Annotated in this window: 22 protein-coding genes; 10 read left to right on the forward strand and 12 right to left on the reverse strand. The window is 63.5% G+C overall.

Annotated features, from left to right (window positions below; genetic code table 11):
- Positions 1-83 precede the first annotated feature (83 nt).
- Positions 84-2,357, forward strand: a complete 2,274-nt coding sequence (locus tag RHPLAN_RS23385; RefSeq protein WP_157100435.1) for a bifunctional diguanylate cyclase/phosphodiesterase — start codon at positions 84-86, stop codon at positions 2,355-2,357.
- 131 nt (positions 2,358-2,488) lie between these two features.
- Entirely contained in the window at positions 2,489-3,244 is a 756-nt protein-coding gene (locus RHPLAN_RS23390; RefSeq protein ID WP_068022707.1) for an SDR family oxidoreductase, read from the forward strand.
- 3 nt (positions 3,245-3,247) lie between these two features.
- Here RHPLAN_RS23390 and RHPLAN_RS23395 read toward each other — a convergent pair whose 3' ends face one another.
- On the reverse strand, positions 3,248-5,749 hold the full coding sequence (locus tag RHPLAN_RS23395) for a sensor domain-containing protein (protein WP_068022711.1): 2,502 nt from the start codon (positions 5,747-5,749) through the stop codon (positions 3,248-3,250).
- Positions 5,750-5,908: 159 nt separating this feature from the next.
- Positions 5,909-6,283 (reverse strand): cyclophilin-like fold protein, encoded by a 375-nt coding sequence (locus RHPLAN_RS23400; RefSeq protein ID WP_068031716.1) that lies wholly within the window; start codon positions 6,281-6,283, stop codon positions 5,909-5,911.
- A 128-nt stretch (positions 6,284-6,411) separates the two neighbouring features.
- Here RHPLAN_RS23400 and RHPLAN_RS23405 point away from each other — a divergent pair, with 128 nt between their 5' ends.
- The gene (locus tag RHPLAN_RS23405; protein ID WP_068022713.1) at positions 6,412-7,659 is read left to right on the forward strand and encodes a NupC/NupG family nucleoside CNT transporter; all 1,248 of its coding nucleotides are present in this window, start codon (positions 6,412-6,414) and stop codon (positions 7,657-7,659) included.
- A gap of 197 nt (positions 7,660-7,856) precedes the next feature.
- A complete protein-coding gene (locus tag RHPLAN_RS23410) occupies positions 7,857-9,392 on the forward strand; it encodes a UbiD family decarboxylase (protein WP_068022716.1) in 1,536 nt (511 codons plus the stop codon).
- Between the two features lie 18 nt (positions 9,393-9,410).
- Here RHPLAN_RS23410 and RHPLAN_RS23415 read toward each other — a convergent pair whose 3' ends face one another.
- Positions 9,411-10,577: a 4-hydroxybenzoate 3-monooxygenase gene (locus tag RHPLAN_RS23415; RefSeq protein WP_068022719.1), complete on the reverse strand. Its 1,167-nt coding sequence runs from the start codon at positions 10,575-10,577 to the stop codon at positions 9,411-9,413.
- Between the two features lie 210 nt (positions 10,578-10,787).
- On the opposite strand from RHPLAN_RS23415, the gene RHPLAN_RS23420 reads away from it, so the two are divergent.
- Positions 10,788-12,443: a virginiamycin B lyase family protein gene (locus RHPLAN_RS23420; protein WP_084245402.1), complete on the forward strand. Its 1,656-nt coding sequence runs from the start codon at positions 10,788-10,790 to the stop codon at positions 12,441-12,443.
- Positions 12,444-12,462: 19 nt separating this feature from the next.
- Positions 12,463-14,100: a virginiamycin B lyase family protein gene (locus tag RHPLAN_RS23425; RefSeq protein WP_068022728.1), complete on the forward strand. Its 1,638-nt coding sequence runs from the start codon at positions 12,463-12,465 to the stop codon at positions 14,098-14,100.
- Positions 14,101-14,174: 74 nt separating this feature from the next.
- Here the strand turns inward: RHPLAN_RS23425 and RHPLAN_RS23430 are convergent, their stop codons facing one another.
- Positions 14,175-15,161: a Bug family tripartite tricarboxylate transporter substrate binding protein gene (locus tag RHPLAN_RS23430; RefSeq protein WP_198164458.1), complete on the reverse strand. Its 987-nt coding sequence runs from the start codon at positions 15,159-15,161 to the stop codon at positions 14,175-14,177.
- Positions 15,162-15,479: 318 nt separating this feature from the next.
- On the opposite strand from RHPLAN_RS23430, the gene RHPLAN_RS23435 reads away from it, so the two are divergent.
- Positions 15,480-16,940 carry a DEAD/DEAH box helicase gene (locus tag RHPLAN_RS23435; RefSeq protein ID WP_068022735.1) on the forward strand — a complete coding sequence of 487 codons (1,461 nt, stop codon included), beginning with the start codon at positions 15,480-15,482 and terminating at the stop codon, positions 16,938-16,940.
- Positions 16,941-17,078: 138 nt separating this feature from the next.
- Complete coding sequence (locus RHPLAN_RS23440) at positions 17,079-18,149, forward strand: GGDEF domain-containing protein (RefSeq protein ID WP_068022738.1); 1,071 nt, start codon at positions 17,079-17,081, stop codon at positions 18,147-18,149.
- 28 nt (positions 18,150-18,177) lie between these two features.
- Here the strand turns inward: RHPLAN_RS23440 and RHPLAN_RS23445 are convergent, their stop codons facing one another.
- From RHPLAN_RS23445 to RHPLAN_RS23460, 4 genes are read right to left on the reverse strand one after another with little or no spacing between them, the layout of a single operon-like run.
- Positions 18,178-18,789 carry a TMEM175 family protein gene (locus RHPLAN_RS23445; RefSeq protein ID WP_084245404.1) on the reverse strand — a complete coding sequence of 204 codons (612 nt, stop codon included), beginning with the start codon at positions 18,787-18,789 and terminating at the stop codon, positions 18,178-18,180.
- 31 nt (positions 18,790-18,820) lie between these two features.
- Positions 18,821-19,591, reverse strand: a complete 771-nt coding sequence (locus tag RHPLAN_RS23450) for an SDR family oxidoreductase (protein ID WP_068022746.1) — start codon at positions 19,589-19,591, stop codon at positions 18,821-18,823.
- A 17-nt stretch (positions 19,592-19,608) separates the two neighbouring features.
- Positions 19,609-20,460, reverse strand: a complete 852-nt coding sequence (locus RHPLAN_RS23455; protein ID WP_068022749.1) for an alpha/beta fold hydrolase — start codon at positions 20,458-20,460, stop codon at positions 19,609-19,611.
- A gap of 35 nt (positions 20,461-20,495) precedes the next feature.
- On the reverse strand, positions 20,496-21,188 hold the full coding sequence (locus tag RHPLAN_RS23460) for an alpha/beta fold hydrolase (RefSeq protein ID WP_068022751.1): 693 nt from the start codon (positions 21,186-21,188) through the stop codon (positions 20,496-20,498).
- A 132-nt stretch (positions 21,189-21,320) separates the two neighbouring features.
- Here RHPLAN_RS23460 and RHPLAN_RS23465 point away from each other — a divergent pair, with 132 nt between their 5' ends.
- Positions 21,321-21,953, forward strand: a complete 633-nt coding sequence (locus RHPLAN_RS23465; RefSeq protein ID WP_068022754.1) for a CGNR zinc finger domain-containing protein — start codon at positions 21,321-21,323, stop codon at positions 21,951-21,953.
- A gap of 29 nt (positions 21,954-21,982) precedes the next feature.
- The gene (locus RHPLAN_RS23470) at positions 21,983-22,663 is read left to right on the forward strand and encodes a haloacid dehalogenase type II (protein ID WP_068022756.1); all 681 of its coding nucleotides are present in this window, start codon (positions 21,983-21,985) and stop codon (positions 22,661-22,663) included.
- Between the two features lie 5 nt (positions 22,664-22,668).
- Here the strand turns inward: RHPLAN_RS23470 and RHPLAN_RS23475 are convergent, their stop codons facing one another.
- The 4 genes from RHPLAN_RS23475 to RHPLAN_RS23490 all read right to left on the reverse strand — a co-directional run bounded on the left by RHPLAN_RS23475 (position 22,669) and on the right by RHPLAN_RS23490 (position 25,252).
- Positions 22,669-23,094, reverse strand: a complete 426-nt coding sequence (locus tag RHPLAN_RS23475) for a TfoX/Sxy family protein (protein ID WP_237179902.1) — start codon at positions 23,092-23,094, stop codon at positions 22,669-22,671.
- 25 nt (positions 23,095-23,119) lie between these two features.
- Positions 23,120-23,497, reverse strand: coding sequence for a HesB/IscA family protein (locus RHPLAN_RS23480; protein WP_068031722.1), 378 nt, complete (start codon positions 23,495-23,497; stop codon positions 23,120-23,122).
- A gap of 121 nt (positions 23,498-23,618) precedes the next feature.
- The gene (locus RHPLAN_RS23485; protein ID WP_068022757.1) at positions 23,619-23,999 is read right to left on the reverse strand and encodes an SUF system Fe-S cluster assembly protein; all 381 of its coding nucleotides are present in this window, start codon (positions 23,997-23,999) and stop codon (positions 23,619-23,621) included.
- A complete protein-coding gene (locus RHPLAN_RS23490; RefSeq protein WP_068022759.1) occupies positions 23,996-25,252 on the reverse strand; it encodes a cysteine desulfurase in 1,257 nt (418 codons plus the stop codon). Before RHPLAN_RS23490 ends, RHPLAN_RS23485 begins: the two co-directional genes overlap by 4 nt.

The following is a 25,252-nucleotide window of genomic DNA, read 5'->3' on the forward strand; positions in this document are numbered from 1 at the left end:
TCGCAACTTTTGAGCGGTGCGCAAGCCATTTCGCAAGCATTCTGCCGCTAAGGTCCAATCTCGAGAATGGGTGGAGCGCCAGGGTGGCGGACGATAAAAATCCGCAAGCAGGCAGCGCAGGTCAGCGCGCCAACCTTTCCGGCTGGGACCGGACGCGCCTTGGCGTATTGGCCCCGCTGGGTGTCGTCGTTGCCATCGCCATCGTCTGCATCGTGGTGGCGACGCTGTTGTCGGCGAACCGCGCCGACGACGTGGCGCTGGACCGTGAACGCCAGCTCCTTGCTCGCGCCATCTCCACGCAGGGCAGTTGGAGCTTCGGGCGGCTGAAGGGCCTGATCGAATCCCCGGCATCCGTCAGCGCCGAGGACATCGAGCAGTCTCCCTCGCTGGTGCAGCAGCGGCTCGCCAACTGGCTGAGCGCGCTGTCGGACCACAATCTGGTCCTGGTGCTCAATTCCCAGAACGAAATCGCGTTCACGCAGCGCGGCCATGATCTGGATGACGGCAAGCTCAGCAAGGCGGTGTTCGCGCGGCTGCAGTCGCTCGCAGAGTCGATCCGCGGCCGCGAGCCGGACCTGCCGGCCGGCGTCAAACGCCTGCTCTGGCATCCGGACGGCGGCGTGCTCCTGCTGAACATCGACGGACAGTTGGCGGTTGCGGTCGCCATACCGGTCGGCAATCCCGGCGTTCCGGGGGACCAGATGTCCGGCCCGCCGCTCCTGATGGCGCTGCGGGTGATCACGCCGCGGACGCTCGATGGCATCAGCGCGAGGCTGCAGCTCAAAGACCTGACCATGGTCAAGAGCGGTGACAAGCCGGTCGACTACAACAGCTACGAATTCCTCGACGATCAGAACCGGTCGGTGGCGCGCTTTTCCTGGATACCGCAGAAGCCCGGTGCGGAAATTCTGGAATCGGTGTTCCCGTTCATCGGCATCGCGCTGTCGGGTTTCGCGCTGCTCGCCGCCCTTGTGCTGCGCTATGTGCGCCACACCGCAGCGACCATTACGGCCGGCGAGAACCGGCTGCGCTATCTCGCGATGCACGATGCGCTGAGCGGCCTGCCGAACCGCGCTTCGTTCACCGAGCGGCTCCAAACCGTCATTGCCGATGTGCGGCGCGGCGGCAAGACCGCCGCGGTGTTCTGCATCGACCTGGACCATTTCAAGGACGTCAACGACACGCTCGGCCACCCGGTCGGTGATGAACTGATCCGGCTCGTCACCATGCGGCTGTCGCACCTGATGCGCGGTGACGACATGGTGGCGCGCCTCGGCGGCGACGAGTTCGCCGTGATCACCGTTGCGGGCAGCGACCATACCATGCTCGATGGGATCGCGGCGCGGATGATCAGCGCGCTGTGCGCCCCCTACGCGATCAGCGGCCACACCATCGTGATCGGCGCCAGCATCGGCATCGCCGTGATCGATGGCGGCGCCGCAACCGATGGCGCTGACATCATGCGCTATGCCGACATGGCGCTCTACCGCGCCAAGAACGAGGGCCGCAATCGCGCCTGCATCTACGACCAGGCGATGGATGCCGACCTGTCGCTGCGCAAGGCGATCGAGCAGGAGTTGCGCGAGACCATCGAGAGCGGCGGACTGAAGGTCGCCTACCAGCCGGTCTTCAACGCCGCCGGGGACAAAATCGTGGGCGTCGAGGCGCTGTCGCGCTGGACCCACCCGGTGCGCGGCGCGATGCCGCCAGACTTGTTTATCCCGATCGCCGAATATTCCGGCCTGATCATCCCACTCGGCGAGTTCGTACTGCGCCAAGCCTGCATCGACGGCCTCGCCTGGCCGGGCATCACGGTGTCAGTCAACGTCTCGGCGCTGCAGTTCCGGCGGCTCGATTTCGTCGGCATGGTCGAGCGCACACTCGCCGAAACCGGCTTCGATCCGACGCGGCTCGAACTCGAGATCACCGAAAGCACGCTCCTCGGCAATCTCGACAGCGCCGAGGGCGCGATGCGGCGGCTGAAGGCGCTCGGCGTCAAGCTGGCACTCGACGACTTCGGCACCGGATATTCCAGCCTGCTCTATCTGCGGCGATTCCCGTTCGACCGGCTCAAGATCGACCGAAGCTTCGTGCTCTCGATCGAAAAGGCTGCGGACGCAGCCGCAATCGTGCACGCCGTGGTGGGCCTTGGCCGCGGTCTTGGCATGAAGGTCACGGCCGAAGGCGTGGAGACCGCCGAGCAGCACCTGTTCCTGCGCGCCGCGGGCGTGCACTGCATGCAGGGGTACCGCTTCGGACGGCCGATGGAGCGGGCCGAAATCTCGGCGCGGCTCATGGTGCCTGGCACCTATCGCACGATCGAGGGCGACGCCCGGGAAGCGGCGCTCGCGAGCTGAAGCCTTTCCGGCTGAACTCTCCTCCCCAAATCGCTCCCGGCCCTTCTCGCTGATCCGTCAAGCTGCAGTAAGCCGTTGCAGACACCGCACCGCGCTTTAGGATGCGGCCGCAAACTTAAGCGGAGGAAGCGATGGCTGGTCAGAAGGTGGCGGTGGTGACGGGCGCGGGCACGGGCATCGGCAAGGCTGTGTCGCTGGCGCTTGCCAAGGAAGGCTACGCCGTGGTGCTGGCCGGCCGCCGCGCCGACAAACTCGACGAGACCGCCAAGGAAGCCGGCAACGCCAAGACCGTCTCGGTCCCGACCGACGTCAGCGATCCGGAGTCGATCAAGGCGCTGTTCGCTCGCGTGAAGTCGGAATTCGGCCGGCTCGACGTCTTGTTCAACAATGCCGGCATCGGCGCTCCCGCCGTTCCGATGGAAGAGCTGCCGCTGGAGACCTGGAAGAAGGTCGTCGACACGAACCTCACCGGCATGTTCGTCTGCACCCAGGAAGCCATCAAGATCATGAAGGCGCAGAATCCGAAGGGCGGCCGCATCATCAACAACGGCTCGATCTCGGCGCACACGCCGCGGCCGCGGGCGGCCGCCTACACGGCGACCAAGCACGCCGTGACCGGCCTCACCAAGCAGACCGCGCTCGATTGCCGCAACGACATGATCCTGTGCAGCCAGATCGACATCGGCAATGCGGCCACTCCCCTCACCGAACGCATGGTGCAAGGCCAGGGGGTGCTGCAGCCCGACGGCAAGACCATGATCGAGGCGCGCATGAACGCCGACGATGTCGGCCGCGCCGTGGCCTATATCGCGAGCCTGCCGCTCGACACCAACGTGCTGTTCATGACCGTCATGGCGAACGGCATGCCGTTCGTGGGGCGCGGATAGCTGTTACGCCACCGAACGTGCCAGCGGCCGATCCGACAGCATATGGGCCAGCTCGTTCGCGGGCTTGGGCTTGCTGAACAGGTAGCCCTGCATCTCGGTGCAGCCGAGCGCGCGCAGAAGCTCGAGCTGATCCTTGGTCTCAACGCCCTCGGCGGTCGTGGCGATATCGCGTGACTTGGCGATGCTGATGACGGCCTGCACGATCGCAAGCGAGCTCGCGTCGCTTGCAATGTGCTCGATGAACGAGCGGTCGATCTTGACCTTGTCGAAGGGGAAACGCCGCAGATAGTTCAGGGACGAGTAGCCGGTGCCGAAATCGTCCATCGAGATCCGTACGCCAAGCTTCTTGAGCTGGTGCAGCACGCGCATCGTCGTCTCGTTGTCGTGCAGCAGCACCGATTCCGTGATCTCGAGCTCAAGACGTCGCGGCGGCAGGCCCGACTCCGACAGCGCATCCATCACGAGCTGCACCAGGCTGTCGTTCTTGAACTGCACCGACGAGACATTGACGGTGACGATGATGTCGTCACGCCACTGCGCCGCGTCCATGCAAGCCGTCCGCAGCGCCCATTCGCCGAGCTGATTGACGATGCCCGCGTCCTCGGCCACCGGAATGAACTCGGACGGCGGCACCATCCCGCGCGTGGGGTGACGCCAGCGCATCAGCGCCTCGCAACCCGCGATCCTCTTGTCGCGAATGTTGACCAGCGGCTGGTAGTGCAGCTCGAACTCGCCGCACATGATGGCCTGACGCAGGTCGAATTCGAGCGCGCGGCGCGCCTTCATGGCGGCGTCCATGTTCGGTTCGAAGAAGCGGTAGGTGGCGCGGCCGTCCGCCTTGGCACCGTACATCGCCAGGTCGGCGTTTTTCAGGAGCTGATCGGCCTCGGTGCCATCCTGCGGCGCCATGGCGATGCCGATGCTCGCGTCCATCGAAAACCGGTTGCCCTCGAGCTCGCAAAATTGCCGCAACACGCCGTGGATGCGCTCGGCAAGATCAATGACCGCAGTGGCATCCGGCACATCGGTTTGCACGATGGCAAATTCGTCGCCGCCAAGCCGTGAGACGATGTCAGTTTCCCGGACGCAGCTTCGCAGCCGCCCGGCCACGGTCTTGAGCAGTTCATCGCCGCCTTGATGACCGAGCGTGTCGTTGACCTCCTTGAACTTGTCGAGGTCGAGGAACAGCAGGGCAAGCTTCTCGCCGCGCTTGACCCGTCTGAGCGCCTGATCGAGTTGTTCGCGAAAAAACACCCTGTTGGGCAGGCCCGTCAGTGCGTCGTAATGGGCGAGCCGCGCGATACGCTCCTCCGACTGCTTGCGGGCCGTGACATCCTCGATCACGCCAATCACGAATTGCGGCTCGTCGGCGCTGTCCCGTACGATCAGCTTTTTCACTGCAATGACGCGCCCAACGCCGCCAGGCGTCTCGATCGCGTAGTCCTTGAACGACATGCTGCCGCCGGAGCGGAGCAGTTCAGCGTCGTGCTGCTCGATGATGTCTGCGTGTGCCTTGTTAAAGACCTCGTGGGCGGTCTTACCCACGATCCCTTCGCGAGGGATGCCGAAATGCTCCACCGCCGCCTGGTTGACCAGGACGTAACGCCGGGTGCGAACGTCCTTCACGACGATGGTGGTTGGAACGTTGTCGACGATCTGGTTGAGAAACATGCGGTCGCGGCCGAGTTCCTGCTCAAGCCGCACCAGCTCGGTGACATTCTCGATGACGCTGACCAAGTAGCGCGGCTTGCCGTCGGCGTCGCGCACCGCATGACGCCTGGTGGTGACCAGGTGACCGTCAATCGGAGCGATGGCGCTGTTATGCACCTCAGGGGCGATGCCGACGCCGCTTGCGAGTGCTTCGACATCGAGGCGATCAATAGTATCCGTGCTTCGCCCCGGAAAGACCTCGTGAAGGGTTTTGCCGATCACCTCCGTCCGCGAGAAACCCCAGAACGTCTCGGCCGCGCGGTTGGCGTGCAAGAACTTCCGATCAATGGGGTCCTTGACCACCACCATCACCGGCACGTTGTCGAGCACCTCATTGAGAAATTGGCGCTGCCGCTCGCGCTCTGCTTCGAACGCTTTCAGCTCGGTCATGTCCTCGATCGTCGCCACCCAGCCGCCGCCTGAAACCGGCCGGTTGGTCACGCGCAACGCGCGGCCATCGCAGGACTCGACCGTATGTGTCATCGCATTGCCGGCCGCGACATAGCTGCGAACCTTGGCGAAGATTTCGTCAGGGTCATGGTCGAACCTGCCGGCGGTCTTACGCAGGCGGAACAGATCGGGCAGCGACATGCCGAGAAGATCGCGCGCCGGCAGCGCCATGAGTTCGATGTAGCGCTTGTTGAATGCAGCGATCCGGCCACCGGCGTCGAACATGCACACGCCGTGCTGCACGCCATCGAGCGTGGCTTGAAGCAAGGAAACCCGGGCAGCATCGACACTGCCGCTGAATCGCTGCGGCTCCTGCCGTCTTGCGAAGTCGTTCTCGCCGCTCATGCTCCCCGTCCTTGCCTAAAAGCTAGACGACGTGAGTGGAGGCGGCGTTAGGAATTCCAGTTAACGGCCTCTAAAAATGACATCCAGGATTCCAGGCGATTTGCCGCAGCGGCGTTGATTATCCGGACTCGGCCATTGGCTTGAGGCCGGTGGGACGGGTCAGTCGACAGCGGTGACGTTAATGCGAGACCCGGCTCGCACCTTCGCCAGCGCCTTCACGTCGCCCAAGGCCTTGGCGAAGATATTGCATGGGCTCGCCAGCCTGCATTCGTCACCTTTGCTGATCGGCGTGCGGCCAAACCCGATCGCAATCGCCGGACCCTCGGGCCAGAAAGCGATCTCGCCCGGCGTCACCACGGCCCGGGCGTCAGCCTCGCGCTTCACTCGCACCGGCACATCGAAATAGACCTCCTCGCCCCAGGTCAAAGCCTCGGCCCGCAATGGCAGTGACGCCGCGATGGCTTTTGCGGTCGGCGTGTCGAGCAGTTCTGCGTCGAGCGCGAAGGAACCGAAGTCGAAGCGGATGCGGGGCATAGTCTGATCCATGGGTTGTGGCGCGCCCATATTTTCCCCGTGAAAGGATTTTCACAACTCCGACTGCGCGACGTCATTGCCTCCCCGCCCGGCTGCGATCAAACTTCGACCGGGGATTCGGGGACATCATGCTACAACTGCAATCGGCCTTGGGCGTCGTTGCCATCATCGCCTTCGCCTGGGCGGTCAGCGAAGACCGCGGTGCTGTGTCGCCGCGGCGGATCGTCGTCGGCGTCGCCGTCAGCTTCGTGCTGGCGCTGCTGCTTCTCAAGGTGCCGCCCGTCACTCATGCCTTCGCCTCTCTCAACGGCGCGATCGACGCCATCGCCAATGCGAGCCGCGCCGGCACCTCCTTCGTGTTCGGCTATATCGGCGGCGGGGCCCTGCCCTACGAGTTGAAGAATCCCGGCAAGGATTTCGTCCTGGCCTTCACGGCGCTGCCGATCGTTCTGGTGATGAGCGTGCTCACGACGCTCCTGTTCTACTGGGGCATCCTCCCTCCGATCGTGAAGGGCTTCGCCTTTGCGCTCAACCGCACCATGGGCGTCGGCGGCGCAGTCGGGCTCTCGACCGCCGCCAACATCTTCGTCGGCCATGTCGAGGCGCCGCTCTTCATCCGGCCCTATCTCGCGAAGCTTTCGCGCAGCGAACTGTTCGTGGTGATGACCGGCGGCATGGCCGGCATCGCCGGCACCGTCCTGGTGCTCTATGCGCAGTTCCTGAAGAACGCCGTGCCGGAGGCCGCGGGCCATCTGGTGATCGCCTCGGTGCTTGGCGCGCCGATCGCAGTCATGATCGGACAGATCATGGTGCCGGACGAAGAGGACGTGCGGACCAACTCGCTCGAGATCGAGGAGGCGGTCGCCGAAAGCACCATGGACGCCATCGCCAAGGGCGCCACCATGGGCCTGACGCTTCTGCTCAACATGATCGCCATGCTGATCGTGTTCGTGGCGCTGGTCGCGCTCGTCAACCAGATGCTGGGGGTGCTGCCGCCGGTCGGCGGCGATCCCATCACGCTCGAAAGGATGCTCGGCTTTGTCATGGCGCCGGTATGCTGGCTGATCGGCATTCCCTGGGATCAGGCCGTCCACGCCGGCACTCTGATGGGCATCAAGACCGTGCTCAATGAACTGATCGCCTATTTGCAGATGTCGCGGCTGCCGCCCGACGCGCTCGATCCGCGCTCGCGGCTGATCATGCTCTACGCGATGTGCGGCTTCGCCAACTTCGGCAGCGTCGGCATCATGATCGCGGGCCTCACCACCATGGCGCCGGAGCGGCGCAGCGACGTGATCTCGCTCGGCATGAAGTCGATCGTGTCGGGCACCCTCTCGACATTACTGATGGGCGCGATTGTGGGGGTGCTGAACTGATCACGGCCGCCGCCGTCATTCCGGAGGGCGCCGTACCAGCGCGTTTACGCGCGTCTTCGACGCGCTATGCCCGCGAACCCGGAATCCAGGCGCATCGGCGGTCCCTGCTTTGCTGGATTCCGGGTTCGCCACTTCGTGGCGCCCCGGAATGACCGCCGATGGTGTAAGATCGCGCCACAAAATTCGCAGGGGTCAACATGGAACACCGCATCGCCGAGCCCTCACCGTCCGTCGCGCCGGCCAAGGACGGCCCGCAAGCGAGCTGGCGCGATCTGCGCGAATGGCTCGCGCTGGTCGAGCGCAACAACGAGCTGCAGCGCATCGGCAAGCCGGTCGACCCCAACGAGGAGCTTGGCGCCATCACCTACATGGCGACGCGCAGCGAGAAGACGCAGGCGTTGCTGTTCGAGAACCTCACCGGCGACAAAAGCAGCTCGCGGATCCTCGCCAACATGCTGGGCTCGAGCAAGGAGCGTTACGCGCTCGCGGTCGGCCTCGATCCGGACCTTTCCATTGCCGAAATGATCGCCGAGACCCGCGGTATCATGAACCGGCGCATCCCGCCGAAGCATGTTCCGAAATCGCAGGCGTCGGTGAACGAGATCGTGCTGCGCGGCGACGATATCGATCTCACGCAACTCCCCACACCGAAGTTCTGGCCGGGCGATGGCGGCCGCTACATCGGCACCGGCGACATCACGCTCACATCCTCGCCTGACACCGGACGGATCAACGTCGGCTGCTACCGGCAGATGCTGCATGGCCCGCGCCGCGTCGGGCTCTATTGCTCGCCCGGCAAGCACGGCCTGCTCGACCGCGAAGCCTGGTGGCGGCGGGGCAAGCCGCTCGAGGTCGTGGTCGCCTACGGCATCGACCCGGTGCTGTTCATGCTCGCGGCACAGGTTTTCGGCGTGAAGGAATCCGAATTCGACGTGGCCGGCGGCATCATGGGCCGTGGCATCGAGCTCACCGACGGCGAAACCGGCAGCCTGCCGATCCCGGCGCAGGCCGAGCTCGTGATCGAAGGCACCGTCACGCAGGGCGACGTCGAAGTCGAAGGTCCGCTCGGTGAGTTTACCGGCTATTACGGCCGGGAGCGCTCGCCGCAGCCGGTGATCGACGTCAAGGCGCTGCACATGCGGCGAAACCCGATCCTCACCGCGGCGCTGATGGCGAAGTATCCGTCGTGCGAGATCGGCGCCTATTACGCGATCATGCGCTCGGCGCGCATCCTCGACGACCTCGAACGCATCGGCGTTCCGGGCGTGGTCGGCGCCTATGCGCATCCGGCCGCAGCATCCGGCTGGGGCATCGTGGTGGTGTCGCTGCAGCAGCAATATGCCGGACACGCCGCGCAGGTGCTGGCGCTGACGGCGCAGTGTCCGGCCGCGTCCTACTACACCAAGTGGATCATCGCGGTGGACGAGGATGTCGATCCGACCGACTTCAACGAGGTGATGTGGGCTCTGTCGACGCGCTGCCATCCGGCGGAAGACATCGACATCCTGAAGAAGACCTGGTCGACCGGGCTCGATCCGAGCCAGTTCGAGATGGAGTTGCGCCCTTACGGTTCGAAAGCTCTGATCGATGCCTGCAAGCCGCACCGGCATCTGAAGCAGTTCCCGCAGACCACGCTTCTGCGCCGCGAGGTCTACGACAAGGTGGCGGCGCGCTGGGCCGAGTTGGGCTTCAACGGCCCGCCGCCGCGGCTGACCACGTTCCACAAGGACTGAGGTGACAGCGAGTTCCGGTCAATCGATCGGCAGGCCTGCATAGTTCTCCGCAAGCGAAGTCATGGCTGCGTCCGAGCCGGTGACGTAGTCGATCTCGGCGATCTGGCGCTTGGTGTCGAAGTCCATCTCGGTGCTGTGACGGTGGAGGAGCTGCGTCATCCACCACGAGAAGCGCTGGCCCTTCCACACGCGGCTCAAGCACGTCGCCGAATAGTTTGTGAGCAGGTCCTCGCGGCCGGACTTGTAATGCGCGGCAATCGCGCGCGACAACACCCGCACATCGGCCATCGCCAGATTCATGCCTTTCGCGCCGGTGGGCGGCACGATATGCGCCGCGTCACCCGCCAGGAACAGCCGGCCCGACTGCATCGGCTCGGTGACGTAGCTCCGCATCGGCGTGATGCCCTTTTGCAGAATCTTGCCACGCGGCAGCGGCCGCACACCGCCGAGCCGTGTCTCAAGCTCATCCCAGATGCGCTGATCCGACCATTTGTCGATGTCTTCGTCGGGCGCGCATTGCAGGTAGAGCCGCGACACATCGGGTCCGCGCATCGAGAACAGCGCGAAGCCGCGCTCGTTGAAGCAGTAGATCAGCTCTTTATCGGGCGGCGGCGAATCCGTGAGGATGCCGAGCCAGCCGAACGGATAGACCCGGTCGTAGCCCTTGAGCTGGTCCGTCGGAATGCTCGGCCTGCAGACGCCGTGGAAGCCATCGCAGCCGCCGATGAAGTCGCACTCGATCTCGTGCTGCTTGCCGTCGTGCTTGAAGCGAATTTTCGGATGGCGGCCGTCGAAGTCGTGGACGCTCGTGTCCGACACCTCGAAGTAGATTTGCCCGCCGTCGGCGAGCCGCTTGCCGATGAGGTCGGTCACGACCTCCTTCTGATCGTAGATGAAGACATGCTTGCCGATCAGCCGGCTGAAATCGATGTGCCGCGCCTCGCCGCGGAACGAGATGTAGATGCCGTCGTGCACCATCGCTTCGCGCTGGAGGCGTTCGCCCACGCCGGTCTCGATCAGCATGCGCGAGACCCAGTTCTCCATCAGCCCGGCGCGCACGCGCGCCTCGCAATAGGCTCGGCTGCGGTCCTCGATGATGATGCTCGAGATGCCGGCCAGGTGCAGCAGATGCGACAGCATCAAGCCTGCCGGCCCGGCGCCGACAATGCCGACTTGGGTTCGCATGGTTCCTCCCTATTCAGACACGAAAGTGCAGCGGTTCATTCCGAGCGCCAAGGGACGGTTGCCGGATTCGGTGGCATTTTTGGCCGGCATTGGTCCGGGATAGTCCGCAACGTGGCGTTGCCGCTCCCCTCGCCCGGCCTTATGCTCGCACCAACCATAAAAACATCGGCGCGAAACCGCGCCTGTTGAACTGTCTAGGGAGCGACAAAGATGCGACGCATGCCGCTGTTCGCGGGCTTTAGCTTGCTTGCCACCATTCTGCTTTCGACGACTGCGCTAGCGCAAAACGCCGCGCTCTCCGGCAATGTCTCCTCTGACGAAGAAGGCGCGATGGAAGGCGTTCTGGTGAGCGCCAAGAAGAGCGGCTCCAACATCACGGTCACGGTCGTCACCGACCGCGCCGGTCACTTCAGCTTCCCGGCGGGTCGGATCGAACCCGGCGAATACGGGCTGCGCATCCGCGCGATCGGCTACGACCTCGATACGCCAAAGACCATCCAGGTTGCGGCGCAGGGTACGACGCAGAACCTCAAGCTCCGCAAGACCGAAGACCTCGCGTCGCAGATGTCCAACGCCGAATGGATCAACAGCATCTCCGGCAACGATCCGCGCAAGGGCATCCTGCTCAATTGCGTCGGCTGCCACACCGTGGAGCGCATCTTCCGCTCCAAGCACGATGCCGAGGAATTCCTCGAGATCACGCTGCCGCGGATGCAGAGCTACGTGAACCAGAGCATCCCGCAGCACTTCCAGGTCCGCCGCGCCGAACGGATGATGGAGGAGCGCGGCGATTCCCGCGTGCAGGTCTACAAGACCACCGCCGAGTATCTCGCCAGCATCAATCTCAGCTCGCGTCCGCAGTGGAATTTCCAGCTCGAACCGATGCCGCGGCCGGGCGGCCGCGCGACGCACGTGATCTACACCGAATACGATCTGCCGCGCGACACCATCGAGCCGCACGACGTGATCGTCGATAAGGACGGCTTCGCCTGGTACTCGAATTTCGGCGAGCAGAACCTCGGCAAGGTCGATCCCAAGACCGGCAAGGTCACCGAATATCAGGTGCCCGAGCACAAGCCGGGATTCCCGACCGGCTTCCTCGCGCTGCGCACCGATCGTGACGGCGATCTGTGGCTCGGCAACATGTACCAGGCCACGATCACCAAGTTCGATCGGAAGACCGAGAAGTTCTCCTATTGGCAGTTGCCGAAGGAGCAGAACGTCGATGCGGCGCAGCTCAACATGGTGAGCCCGCAAAGCTCCCACGTCGACGGCAAGGTCTGGGCGCAGAACAACGGCTTCGCCGGTGTGCACCGTCTCGATGTTGCCAGCGGCAAGATCGAGACCTGGGAGCCGTTCAAGGGCGCCAAGGAACCGCACAACATCTATGACGTGATCCCCGACTCCAAGAACAATGTCTACTTCACCGACTTCCGGCTGCGCCACATCGGCCGGATCGATGCCAAGACCGGCGAGTTCAAGCTGTTCGAGGTGCCGACCGCGGCATCGGCGCCGCGCCGCGGCCAGATGGACTCGCAGGACCGGCTGTGGTTTGCGCAGTATCGCGGCGACCGGGTCGCGATGTTCGACACCAAGACCGAGGAGTTCAAGGAGTGGCGCATCCCGCCACGCTGGTCGGCGCCCTACGACGCCGTCCTCGACAAGAACGACGAGGTCTGGACCGGCTCGATGCTGACCGACCAGGTCACGCGGCTCAACACCAAGACCAACGAGATGGTGCAGTATTTGCTGCCCCGCTCCACCAACATCCGCCGCGTGTTCGTCGACAACACAACCACGCCGGTGACGTTCTGGGTCGGCTCCAACCACGGCGCCTCCATCGTAAAAGTCGAACCGCTCGATTAGACATCGTCAGGAGGCGATCATGGCGACCAAGCATCTTGCGCTGATCGCGGGCGCGCTGGCGCTTGCCGTTTCAACCGGAACGGCCCGTGCCGAAGGGCTCGCGGGCACAGTGTCGTCGGCCCAGGAAGGCCTGATGGAAGGCGTTGTGGTCAGCGCGAAGAAAGTCGGCTCGACCATCACGACAAGCGTTGCGACCGACGACAAAGGCCGCTTCAGCTTCCCGGCCGGGCGACTCGAGCCCGGCCAGTATGCGCTCAGCATCCGCGCCATCGGCTACGACCTCGAAGGCCCGCGCAGCGCTGACGTCGCGACCGGCAAGACCGAGAGCGTCGAGATCAAGCTTGCGCCGACCAGGAATCTTGCCAAGCAGATGTCGAACGCCGAGTGGCTCGCGAGCTTTCCCGGCACCGACAACGAGAAGAAAGCACTGCTCAACTGCGTGAGCTGTCACGATCTCGATCGCATCGTGCGCTCGCAATATGACGGCGAGCAGTTCGTCGACATCTTCAACCGCATGGTCGGCTACTATCCGGGCAGCACGCCGCAGCACCCGCAGCGTCTCGTCGGCAACGCCCAGCGCACGCTCGGCCAAGGCCCGAACATGCGGACGGTGGCGGAATATCTCGCCTCGGTGAATCTCAGCAAGGAGACCTGGAGCTATCCGCTGAAGACGCTGCCGCGGCTCACCGGGCGCTCCAACCGCTTCATCATCACCGAATACGCCCTGCCCCGTCCGCTCATACAACCGCATGATGTGATCCTCGACGAGCAAGGCACCGTCTGGTTCACGCATTTCGCCGAGCAGTTCCTCGGCAGGATGGACCCGAAGACCGGCAAGGTTTCGGAGTATCCGATTCCGGTGCTGAAGCCCGGCTATCCGACCGGCACGCTCGATCTCGGTATCGACAAGGCCGGCAATCTCTGGATCGGCATGATGTACCAGGGCGGCGTCGCGCGCTTCGACAAGAAGACCGAGACGTTCAAGACCTGGTCGATCCCGAAGGAATGGCAGGCCGATGCCACGCAGTCCGGCCATCTCGAACCGGCCTTCACGCACGTCGACGGCAAGGTCTGGGTCAAGAACTCCGACGGCTCGCAGATCCTGCGGCTCGATGTCGAGAGCGGCCAGTGGGAAAATGTCGGCTCGTTCAGTGCGGGCGGCAAGCGCATGGGCGTCTACGGCATCCGCGCCGACAGCCGGAACAATCTCTATCTGCTCGACTTCCAATCGTCGGCGATAGGCATCATTGATGCCAAGACCGGCAAATTTACCGCCTATAGCGGCGAGATCGCGAACTCGCGGCCGCGTCGCGGCGCGGTCGATGAGCAAGACCGGCTCTGGTACGCCGAATATGCCGGCAATGCGATCGGCATGTTCGATCCCAAGACCAAAGCGATCAAGGAATGGGTCGTGCCGACGCCCTGGGCGCAGCCCTATGACGTCGTCACCGACAAGAACGGCGAGGCCTGGACCGGCTCGATGATGAGCGACCGCGTGTCGCGGCTCGATCCGAAGACCGGGCAATATGTCGAGTATCAGTTGCCCAAAACCACGAACATCCGCCGCGTGTTCGTCGACAACTCGACCACGCCGGTGACGTTCTGGACCGGCTCCAACCACGGTGCAGCGATCATCAAGCTCGAACCGCTGGATTGAAGCCGCGGCTCATCGCCAAAAAAACTCAAGCCCCGCATTGCGGGGCTTGAGCGTTTTTAAGAGTACGACGAAGCTCAGTTCTCGAACTTCAAGTTCGCCGCCTTGATCACCTCGGAGATCATCTTGATGTCGCTGTCGATCATGGCGCTGAATTCCGAGCCCGGCTGACCGCCCGGCGTCACCGCCATGCCCTTGAGCTTCGAACTGACATCAGGATCGGTCACAGCCTTGCGCAATGCCGCTTCGAGCTTGGCGACGATCTCCGGCGGCGTGCCCTTCGAAACGAAGTAGCCGCTGAACAGCTTGATGTTGACCTCGGGAAAGCCCGCTTCCTTCATGCTCGGCACGTCGGGCACCTCCTCCGATCGAACGGAGTCGGTGACGGCGAGCGCGCGGACCTTCCCGGCCTTGATCTGCGGAATGGCCGGCGGCCCGTCGGAGATCGCAAACAGCGTCTGCCCCTGGATGACGCTCAGGATCATCTCGTTGCTGCTCTTGTAGGGGATCATCTGCCCCGGCATGCCGCTCTTGAGTTTCAAAAGCTCGCTCGCGGTGGTGAAGGCCGGCGAGGTCGAAGCATAGTTCGCCTTGTCGGGATGCTGCTTCGCCCACTCGACCAATTCCTTGACGTTCTTCGCCGGATGGTCGGGCGGCACCACGAGGATCAATGGAAAGTTCGCGATCATCGTCAGCGGGATGAAGGTTTTCGTCGGATGGTATGACAGGTTCGGATAGGCCGCGGCCGCGATCGACATCACGCCGCTCGCGCCGATGAACAGCGTGTAGCCATCATGGGGCTGGTTCATGACGTATTCGGCGGCGATGCGGCCGCCTGCGCCCGGCTTGTTCTCGTTGATCACCGGCTGGCCGAGAATTTCGGAAACCTTGTTACCGACCAGCCGCGCGAAGATGTCGTTTCCGCCGCCTGCCGCGAACGGCACGATCACCCGGACCGGCTTGTTTGGAAAACCCGCTGCTGCGTCCTGGGCCTGCGCCCCCGCAACCGTGGCCGCAATCGCGACCATCGCGCCAACCAGCGCGCCGCCCAGTCTGCCCATCATCGCTTCCTCCCGTACGAGCTCGTTGATCACGTCTTTGGCCCCACCGGGGCGCGGCCAAAGTAGCGAAATTTGCATCAAAGTCGATTGTCGGCTGCCCGCATGGCGGGCAATGCGCCCACATGACGCTCCAATGACGGGAAAACGCCAAAAAACGCAGATATTATTTTAACTTAAGGACCGTCCCATCATTGACTTTCACGGTTTGGTCCCTATGTTCCGGCGCAACGGTACGAATGGAAGATTCGACCGCCGCTCCCGCGCACTACCGTATTCATCGTATATCCGGCGCGGCTCCGGGCGGTCCTTGATTGAGGCTTCATGCCCTTTTCCAAGCTCGGCTTGTCCGACAAGGTTCTCGCCGCCGTTACTGCGGCCGGTTATCCAGCCCCGACCCCGATCCAAGAACAAGCGATCCCACACGTGCTCGCCCGGCGAGACGTTCTCGGCATCGCGCAGACCGGCACCGGCAAGACCGCTGCCTTCACGCTGCCGATGCTCACCATGCTCGAACAGGGCCGCGCGCGGGCACGCATGCCGCGCACGCTGATCCTCGAGCCAACCCGCGAGCTCGCCGCGCAGGTGGAGGACAGCTTCGACAAGTACGGCAAGAACCATAAGCTGAATGTCGCCCTCATCATTGGGGGCGTTTCTTTTGATGACCAGGACATGAAGCTGATGCGCGGCGTCGACGTGCTGATCGCGACGCCGGGCCGGCTGCTCGATCATTTCGAGCGCGGACGCCTCCTGCTCACCGGCGTCGAGCTGCTCGTCATCGACGAAGCCGATCGCATGCTCGACATGGGCTTCATTCCGGATATCGAGCGCATCTGCAAGCTCGTGCCGTTCACCCGCCAGACGCTGTTCTTCACTGCCACGATGCCCAACGAGATCCGGCGCATCACCGAGCAGTTCCTGCACAATCCGGTGAAGGTCGAAGTCGCGCGGCCCGCCACCACCGCCACCAACATCACGCAGAAACTCGTCAAAGCCGGCCGCGAGTCCCACGAAAAGCGCGACATTCTGCGCCGCATGATCCGCTCCGCGGACAACTTCAAGAACGCCATCATCTTCTGCAACAGAAAGCGCGAGGTCGCGCAGCTGCACCGCTCGCTGGTGCGTCACGGCTTCAACGCCGCGGCATTGCATGGTGACCTGGATCAATCGGCGCGAACCGCGGCTCTCGACTCCTTCCGTAACGGCAGCGTGGCCCTGCTGATCGCCTCCGACGTTGCGGCCCGCGGGCTCGACATTCCGGACGTCAGCCACGTGTTCAATTTCGACGTACCGCATCATGCGGACGACTACGTTCATCGCATCGGCCGCACCGGCCGCGCGGGCAAGACTGGCACTGCCATCACCATCGTGGCGCCGGCCGATAGCAAGTCGATCGCCGAGATCGAGAAGCTCATCGGCCAAAGCATCGCCTGGGCCGATGCGCCGGCGGGCGCTTCGTCTGATGCGGCGGATGCGCCGGCAGAAGCACGCCACAATCGCGACGAGAACCGCGGCTCACGGCATCGCAGCCAGCGTGGCCGCATTGGCCGAAACAAGCATCAAGACAAGCATCAAGAAGCGCGCCCGTCCCACAACGGCCATCGCCAATCCGGCCGCGATGAGACGCCACGGCCCGAGTCCGGCCCCCCGGCGCCGGTCGTCGCACGGCTGGAGGACGCCCGGCATCGCCAGCAGCCCCGTCCGGCACAAGCCGAGCCGGCCGAGCACGCGGACACGTCCCACCTGCCGGCCTTCCTGCTGCGGCCAATTCGCCGAAAAGCCTAGAATACGGCCGCTCAACGGCCGCCCTTTACCGCACTTTTACTTCTCTGTGGCCAATTTGCCTGCGGAACTTCGTGTTTCCGCGATGGCTTGCCATTACGGCGCCGGCATTATTTCAGGCGCGGTTCGGGGAAGATTTGAATGTCGGAGTCTGCCGGAGAACACGAACGCACGCTCGCGTTCGCTGAAATCGCTCTTGGCCAGATCAAGGCGCTGCGTCAGGCGTCGACCCCCCGCAATTACGAAGTCTGGTACACCTACGCGACGGGCTACAACTCCGCGCTCAATCAGACCATCAACGAGTTGCTCGCCCAGAACGGCACGCTGACCGACGCCGATCTCGACCATATCTACGCGACCTTCATCTCATCGACCCGCTTCGGCGAGAAGATCGACAATGTCGGCGCTCGCGTCATGGATGAGATCGATCAGGTCATGGCGATGATCGACGCCGCGGCGGGCTCGGCCAGCACCTACAGCGCGAACCTGAACAACGTCACCCACGAACTCATCGCCACCAAAGACCGTGACGGTCTGCGCCAGATCGTCGAGAGCCTGGTCGCGACTGCCAACGAGATGAAGCACAACAACGAGGCATTGGAGCAGCGCCTCACCGCTTCAAAGGAAGAGATCAACCAGCTTCAAGAACACCTCGCGGTGGTGCGCACCGAGAGCCTGACCGATCCGCTGACCAGCCTCGCCAACCGCAAGCACTTCGACGAACGCCTCGCGCACGCGATTGAGGAAGCGACCGAGCGCAGCGAGGCGCTGTCGCTGGTGATGACCGACATCGACCACTTCAAGGCGTTCAACGACACCTGGGGCCATCTCACCGGCGATCAGGTGCTGCGCCTCGTCGCGATGTCGCTGAAGCAGAACGTCAAAGGCCAGGACACTGCGGCGCGCTACGGCGGCGAGGAATTCGGCGTGATCCTGCCGAACACCGTGTTGCGCGCGGCGCTCACCGTCGCCGACCATGTCCGCCGCGCCGTGATGTCGAAGGAACTGATGAAACGCTCGACCGGCCAGAACCTCGGCCGGGTCACGATCTCGCTCGGCGTCGCCACGCTGCACAAGGGCGACACCGTGCAGAGCCTGATCGCGCGCGCCGACGCCTGTCTCTACGCGGCCAAGCGCAACGGCCGCAACCGGGTGATCTGCGAGACCGATCCGGAATTCTCGACGGATTCCGCCCAGTTCAAGGTCGCCTGAAGCTTGGTGTCGAGGCCCGGCGGGATTGCTACGCTGCCGCACTTGGCTCTTCAGCCCCCTGCTCCTGAACTCCCGGCGCTTCGGGCTTCAGATAGACGGCCAGGCAACAGCAGCACATTCCAAGCCCGACCAGCGGATACTTCATCGCGACAGCCGCTGCGGCACCAAACACGCACAACGTGATAATCGCGCGGAAGCGCATGATCCTGCGCTCTTTGAGCGTAACCTCTTCGACCGGCCTCCGCTCGACCAATTCCCAGATCAAACAGATGTAGGTCGCATTCACGAGGAAGAAGACCGCGGCATAGAAGGCCACCGGCTGCGGCGCCAGCTTGCTCACGGCCATCCAAGCCGTCGACAGTGGAAGCAGTGACACGGAAAACAGGTGCGCGAAGTTGAACCACATCAGCCGCGGCGTGGCTTCGGCGGCATAGTGCATGAGATGGTGGTGGTTGGCCCAGACGATCGCAATGAACACGTAGCTCACCGCATAGCCGAGCCAGGAGGGCCAGTGTGAAAGGAGGTCTACAAACGTAGGCAGTTCCGGAGGCCGCAACTCTAGAACCAGCACCGTGATCAGGACCGCGAACACTCCGTCGGAAAATATGCTCAGCCGCTCCGGGCTCCTTTTCGCGTGCAATATGATCGTCGCCTCCTCTTCATCGAATCTCTCAGACCGATTTCACCTCGCCGCCGTCCATCCGAAGCACCGTGCCGGTCATCCAGCGTGCCTGCGGCGATACGGCGAACGCCATGACGTCCGCGATCTCTCCGGCTTCGCCGAAACGGCTGATACCGACCTGCTTGAGGAAATGCTGCTTGGCATCGTCGAGCGTGATCTTCCTGGCGGCCGCCGCCTTCTCCAGCATGGCGAGCCGGCGTCCCGTCATGATTGCGCCCGGAGAAACACTGTTCACCTGAACGCCATCTTCAATGCCACGTTCCGCGAAAGCCTTGGCCAGCGCCTCGATGGCCGCGTTGATCGCGCCAACCGCCGCCGCACCCGCCTTCGGAATGACGGCCGCATTGCCTGAAATGAACACAACGGCACCCTTCGCCTGCATCAGCGCGTCCCAGGCGCGAATGGTCAGCCGGCGCGCGCCGTGAAATTTGAGCTCCATGCCGGCATTCCACTGTTCATCGCTCATCTGAAACACGTCGAGCCCGGCAACGGCGCCGGCGACATTGATCAGCGCGTCGATGCGGCCAAAGCGCGCGAGCGTGCCGGCAACCACGACATCGGCCGCGCCTAGTGCCATCAGGTCGACCTCGAGCGCGAGAGATTCGGCGCCGATCGCTTGGACCTCCCGGCCAGCCATGGCCAGCTTCTCGCCGCTGCGGGCGACAAGGACAATGGCGCCGAAGTCGCGCGCCAGCCGCAACGCCGTCGCCTTTCCGATACCCGAGCTCGCGCCGGTGACGATCGCGACGGATTTCGACATATTCCGGGCTCCTTCGATCACTTCAGGAAATCGCGAATGCTGTCGGCGATTTCGCGGGCGTGCGTCTCGAGCGCAAAGTGGCCTGTGTCGAAGAAGCGAACGACCGCTTTGGGATTGTCGCGCTTGAACGCCTCGGCGCCCGGCGGCAGGAAGAATGGATCGTTCTTGCCCCACACCGCCAGAAACGGCGGCTTGTGAGTGCGGAAGTACTCCTGGAATGCGGGATACATCGCGATGTTGCTCTTGTAGTCGCCGAACAGATCGAGCTGCACCTCGTCCGCCCCGGGTCGAGCCAAATAGAAATTGTCGAGGTTCTGGCCATCTGGCGACACGCGCGTCGGATCGGACACGCCGTGGGTGTACTGCCAGCGCGTGGTTTCCGGCGTCAGGAAAGCGCGGAGCGCCTTGCGATTTGCCTCGGATGGCTCCTTCCAATACGCCCGGATCGGATTCCAACCGTCGCTCAAGCCTTCCAGATACGCGTTGCCGTTCTGCGAAATGATCGCGGAGATCCGTTCAGGATGACGGACGGCGAGCCTGAAACCCGTCGGCGCGCCGTAGTCGAAGACGTAGACCGCGAAGCGGTCGAAGCCGATGACTTCGGTCAAGCGCTCGATCGTGCGGGCAATGTTGTCGAACGTGTAATTGAATGTCCCTCGCGGCGGCATATCGGACTGGCCAAATCCCGGCAGGTCCGGCGCGACAATGTGAAATCTGTCGGCCAAGAGCGGGATCAGGTCCCGGAACATGTGACCCGCACTCGGGAAGCCGTGCAGAAGCAAAAGCTTCGGTGCGCCGGCTTGCCCTGCCTCGCGATAGAAAATCCTGAAGCCATCGACATCGGCTGTTCGATATTGAATCGGAGCCATCGACCTCTCCTCTGTTCGTAACCGGTTTTCACTACTCAAACAGTCACCGCGCGGATCGCGTCGCGGATGATGTCGACGACCACCGCGGGCGCGGTGACGCTCGGCGTGTGATCGACGTCATGCGCCTTCACCGTCGCCTTCATGCGCGCGGCCATAAAGCGCTGTGTCTCAGGCACGATCATCCGGTCGTGCTCGGCAACCAGAAACCAGCTCGGGACGTCTTTCCAAAGCGGACGCCCCACCGGAACGGTGATGCAGTTCAGCGAAATCGGCCGCTGCACGGCCGCGAGCACCGCGCGATCTTCGGCGGATGCGTTCTGCGCAAACGCCGTCGCGAAGGCATTCTCGGGCAGCCAGATCAACCCATTGCCGTCCGGCGCAAGCTTCGGCGCCTGTGGATGGGGCGTTGTGCGATAGAACACATCGGCGACCTTCTCGCCCTGATCCGGCGCGAGCGCAGTGACGTAGACCAGCGCTTTGATGCGCGCGGGACGCGCGAGCGCAATGACCGCGCCGGCGTAGGCATGTCCCGCCAGCACGATCGGGCCCTCGGTCCGATCCAGGCTGCGGTTGAGGGCGGCCACGTCGTCGGCCAGAGACGTCAGCGGCAGTGGCGCCGCCAACACCGTCGCCCCTTCCGCCTTCAAAGCGGTGAGGACCCGCGCCCAGCTCGATCCATCCGCCCAGGCGCCATGGGCCAGCACCACGCTCACGTCCTTAATTGCCATTTGCAGCTCTCGCGATCTCGAACGCCGCCCCTTAGTAACCTGCAAAATACATTTTGACAGGTTATGACCAGAGAAGCCATAACTTGTCAACGGTCTTCCGGCAGGTTACGTGCTTGTGTTAGGGGCCGACCTTTGGAACACAAACCGCCTGCAATCTTCGTGGCCGATGCGCTCGGCCTCGATTTCCTGAACTCCGTCGCGACACCAGTCGACACGCCGGTGGATTGGATCGACAGCGGCGACAGCCTGTTGGAGTGGCTGGCTCAGGCCAAGCTCGTGCCGGCGGATGCACTCGATGAATTGAAGGCACGTGCGATGCCGGGAGAGTTGGACAAGGTGGCGGATCAGGCACGCGCCCTGCGCGAGTGGTTCCGTGGCTTTGTCCGTAAGCATATGGGCCGGCCGCTCACCGCCAGGGCCCTCAGCGAACTCGCCCCCCTGAACGAGCTCCTGGAGCGCGACGAGACGTTCAGCCGGATATTGCGGCATCGGCACCGCGATGGCGATCGCCTCGAACTGCAGGTCGTGCGGCGCTGGCGATCACCGGAGTCCCTGCTGCTGCCGATCGGCGAAGCGCTGGCGAAATTCGTCTGCGAAGAAGACTTCACCCACGTCAAAGCGTGCGAGGGATATGGCTGCACGCTGATGTTCGCGGACCATACGCGGCGGCGGGCGCGGCGATGGTGCAGCATGGCGATCTGCGGCAATCGCGCGAAGCAGGCCGCGCACCGCAACCGACTGAAAAATAAATCGCTGACAGGCTGAGGGGCGACAACATCCAGGAGTCCAAGACCATGGCTGCCCTCCCCCTGATCGTCTTCGACGTCAACGAAACACTGCTCGATCTTGCAACGATGGAGCCTATCTTCGAGCGCATCTTCGGCGAGAAAAGCGCGATGCGCTTGTGGTTTGCCAACTTCATCATGTATTCGGCGGCGCTGACCGTGGCCGGCTGCTACGTGCCCTTCACCGATATCGGAGCCGCGGTGATGAAAATGCTGGCGGACACACGCGGCATCAGAATCGGAGACACGGACAAGAAGGAGCTGACGGATAAATTCTCGACGATGCCGCCGCATCCCGAGGTGCCGGCGGCGCTTCGCAGGCTGCGTGATGCTGGTTTCCGCCTCTTCACCCTCACCGACAATCTGCTGGAAGTGCAAACCCGCCAGCTCGAGCATGGCGGCATCGTCGATCTGTTCGAACGGCGTTTCAGCGCGGATGGCGTAAAGCACCACAAGCCGTCGCGTGAGGCTTACGCTTACGTCGAGAAAGAACTCGGAGCCAAGCCTTCGGAGTTCTGCCTCATCGCCTGCCACACCTGGGACACCCTGGGCGCCGTCGCGGCGGGCTGGGAGGCTGCGCTGATCAAACGCGTCGGCAACGATGTCCTGGGCGTGGGCCCGCAGCCACAGATTATCGGCAACGACCTCAATGACGTTGCCCGGCAACTCATCGCGCGACACGGAACGTAGAAACGTTATCGCCGTTTCCGAGTTGGTTTCCTGGCTGACTTTTTAGCGGCCGATTTCTTCTTGAGAGCTGGTTTCTTGAGAATGGATTTCGGCCGCCTGGCCTTCGCGCCGCTTCGCTGCGCCACCGCCATCGAACGGCGCGCCCAAACCGCAAGCTCGTCGGGATCGTCGTACAGCCGCTCCGGCATCCGCCAGTACGACATGATGGTGCGCCGGCCGCCCTTGCGCTGGTAGCTGAACGGCGACTGTCCCTCGCCTTCGAACTGAGGGATGGTCTCTTCGTCGGCCTTGAGAAAGATCACGCCATCGACCACGAGCGCGATCATCAGCCCGTCGGCAAAGACGCCGGCACCGCTGAACATACGGCGCACCGAGACCGGCCCAAAGCCGGCGAACAATTCAGCGAGGTATTCGGAATCGGCGCCGCTCACGACTCCGCTCGACTGGCCACGCTGGCTAATGCGCCTCGGCGCCCTCGGGCTTGGCCGGTGTCAGCAGCACGGACTCGCCGCAACCGCAGGCCGAGGTCTGGTTCGGATTGTTGAACACGAACTGCGACGACAGCTTGCCGACCTTCCAATCCATCTCGGTGCCGAGCAGGAACAACACTGCCTTGGGATCGACCACGAGCTTGACACCCTTGTCCTCGACCACTTCGTCGGCGGGTGCGATCTGCTCGATATATTCCATGGTGTATTCCATGCCGGCGCAGCCGCCGTTCTTCACGCCGACGCGGAGACCTGCAATCGGGCGGTCGGACTTGGCCATCAGTTCCTTGATCCGCGCAGCAGCGGCCTCGGAAAGGCGCATCACCTGGGGTCTTGGCCGGGCCATAACATCCATCTCCTGCTTCAAGCCACGAAGCACATCTCGTACCAAACTTGAGAATTGCAATAACTCAAATCAATCAATCGCTTGCCCAATATATGTAAGTCGCCTTCGAGAGTCGCGCAACTCACCACATGTTGAGAACGAGCCGCGCTTCGTCGGACATCCGGCTCTGATCCCACGGCGGATCCCACACCACGTTGCATTTGGCGCTGCTGACGCCCGGCACGGCCGCAACGGCATTTTCGACCATCTGCGGCAATTCCGCCGCCGACGGGCAGTTCGGCGTGGTCAGCGTCATGTCGACCTTCACCGAGCGGTCGTCTTCGATATCGACCCGGTAGATCAGGCCAAGCTCGTAGATGTCGGCCGGGATTTCCGGGTCGTAGACGGTCTTCAGCGCCGCGACGATGTCGTCGCTCATGCGCGCAAGCTCGCCTTCGGGCAGCGAAGTCGCCTTGCTCTCGATCTCGACGTCCTCGCGTTGGCGGATCGGTTCGTCGCTCATGCGAATATCTCCTGCGCTTTAACCAGCGCGCGGGCGAGGCTGTCGACCTCGTCCTTGGTGTTGTAGAGCCCGAACGACGCGCGGCAGGTCGCCGTCACGCCGTAACGATGCAGCAGCGGCATCACGCAATGCGTGCCGGCCCGCACCGCGACGCCGGCGCGGTCGATGATGGTCGCAACATCGTGCGGATGCGCGCCCTTCATCTCGAAGGACAGGATCGGACCCTTGTCCCTCGCGTTGCCGAAAATCTTGATCGAGTTGATCTCGCGAAGCTTCTCGTGGGCGTAGGTCGACACCGCATGCTCGTGAGCACGAATGCGCGCCTTGCCGATCGAGTTCATGTAATCGATCGCGGCGCCGAGCCCGATCGCCTGCACGATCGGGGGCGTTCCGGCCTCGAAGCGGTGCGGCGGATCGCCATAGGTGACACGATCCTCGAACACGTCGCGGATCATCTCGCCGCCACCATTGAACGGCGGCATCTCGGCCAGCAGATCGTAGCGGCCGTACAGCGCGCCGATGCCCGAGGGGCCGTAAACCTTGTGGCCGGTGAAGACGTAAAAATCGCAACCGATGTCCTGCACGTCCACGTCGAGATGGACCGCGCCCTGGCTGCCGTCGACCAGCACCGGAATGCCGCGCGCCTTGCAGAGCTTCACCACGTCCTTTACTGGCACCACGGTGCCGAGCATGTTGGACATGTGGGTGATCGCAACCAGCTTGGTGCGCGGGCTCAGGAGCTTCTCGAACTCGTCGATGAGGAAATTGCCCTCCTCGTCGACAGGCGCCCACTTCAGCACTGCGCCCTGCCGCTCGCGCAGAAAGTGCCACGGCACCACGTTGGAATGGTGCTCCATGATCGAAAGCACGATCTCGTCGCCGGCCTTCACGCGTTCTTTCGCGAACGTGTAGGCGACCAGATTGATGGCTTCGGTGGCATTGCGGGTGAAGATGATCTCTTCCGGCCGCGCGGCGTTGAGGAACGCCCGCACCGTCTCACGCGCGCCCTCGTAGCCCTCGGTCGCAGCGTTGGCGAGATAATGCAGCCCGCGATGCACGTTGGCGTATTCGGACGTGTAGGCCTGCTGGATGCGATCGAGCACGGCCTTGGGCTTCTGCGCCGACGCGGCGTTGTCGAGATAGACGAGCGGCTTGCCATAGACCTGCATGCCGAGGATCGGGAAATCCTCGCGGATGCGGTTCACGTCATAAGCGCCGTTGCTGACTGCCGGATGCAATGCTTCGGAAGACAT

The sequence above is a fragment of the Rhodoplanes sp. Z2-YC6860 genome (assembly GCF_001579845.1).
GTDB lineage: Bacteria > Pseudomonadota > Alphaproteobacteria > Rhizobiales > Xanthobacteraceae > Z2-YC6860.